1 protein-coding gene is annotated in these 1,362 nt (G+C 60.6%); it reads left to right on the top strand.

Features of this window, described 5'->3' with window-relative positions:
* Positions 1 to 105: 105 nt before the first annotated feature.
* Positions 106 to 1,248, top strand: a complete 1,143-nt coding sequence (locus ABT116_RS46670; protein ID WP_351647335.1) for an acyl-CoA dehydrogenase family protein — start codon at positions 106 to 108, stop codon at positions 1,246 to 1,248.
* Positions 1,249 to 1,362 lie beyond the last annotated feature (114 nt).

The raw sequence follows: 1,362 nt of genomic DNA, 5'->3' as shown, positions 1-1,362 counted from the left end.
GGGTGAACTGCACCCGGCCCATCCGCTCCTCGGTCATCGCCCCGAAGACGTAGAGGAAGAGCATGTTGCCGAAGCCTCCAGCCTCATCTCACTCGGGAGTTTTCGATGTACATGGATTTCACGCAGGAGCAGTCTGATTTCGCCAAATCGGTAGCGGCGTTCTGTAAGAAGGAAAGTGGCACCCGTGAGCAGCGAGATCTGCTGACCGATCATGGCGCCCACAATCACAACCAGGCGTTCTACGAGAAGATGGCGGAATTGGGATGGCTCGGACTGACTGTCCCGGAGGAGTACGGCGGATCGGCCGGAAGCACGGTTGACCTGTGCATCTTCCTGGAGGAAGCAGCCAAGGGGATGGCGCCGATCGGTGGACTCGGCCCGACCGTCATCACGGGATCCGCGTACGAGAAGTTCGGTAGTCCGGTGCAAAAGGAAGCAGTGCTCGGCGGGATCGTCCGTGGCGCTTCGCAGTCGATCTCGATGTCCGAACCCGAAGCGGGCTCCGACGTGGGCAACCTGAGTTGCCGCGCCGAGAAGGTCGACGGTGGGTGGCTGATCAACGGACAGAAGACGTGGTGCTCCAACGCTCACTTCGCCGAGAACATCCTCCTCGTGGCTCGTACATCAAGGGGCGAGGGCAAGCACGAGGGCCTGACGATGTTCCATGTCCCGGCCGACATCTCCGGATTGAAGATCAGTGGAATCGACACCATGGGCGGCAAGGAGGTCAACGATCTCTACTTCACCGACACGTTCCTGCCCGAGGACGCGGTGGTTGGGGAAGTCGGCAACGGCTGGCGTCAGCTCATGGCCGGGCTCAACATCGAACGCCTCATCCTTGCCGCGATGATGCTCGGGACCGCGCAGCGGGCCTTCGACGACACCCTCGAATTCGTCACTACGCGTAAGCAGTTCGGGCGTCCGGTCGGATCGTTTCAGGCACTTCGCCACCGGATCGCGGATCTCGCCACCGAGATCGAATGTGGCCGTCTACTGGTCTACAGCGTTGCCCGCATGGTCGACGCCAACCCGACCAAGATGTTCCCGCGGGAAGCGTCGATGGCCAAGCTCAAGCTGACCGAGACCGCCAAGAAGGTCGCGCTCGAAGGCATGCAGATGATGGGTGGGTACGGTTACGCGACTGAGTTCGACATGGAGCACCATGTGCGAAAGACTCTTGTGTCCTCCATTTATGGTGGTACCAACGAGATTCAGCGAGACATCATCGGCAAAACGTACGGACTGTGAGGATCGGTTGTGGCAACGTCTGCTACCACTCCTTCGGCGGCTGGAAGGACTCCCTCTTCGGAGACCTGCACGTCTACGGCAACGACGGCATCGCCTTCTACACCCAGGGCAAGG

It is taken from the genome of Streptomyces sp. NPDC002130, assembly GCF_040296465.1.
Lineage (GTDB): Bacteria > Actinomycetota > Actinomycetes > Streptomycetales > Streptomycetaceae > Streptomyces.
This window is presented reverse-complemented; position numbering and strand designations above follow the sequence as displayed.

What these genes read in the sequence shown, in the direction of transcription:
- ABT116_RS46670 (WP_351647335.1), top strand. Translation starts at nt 106, where the DNA reads ATGTACATGGATTTCACGCAGGAGCAGTCTGATTTCGCCAAATCGGTA.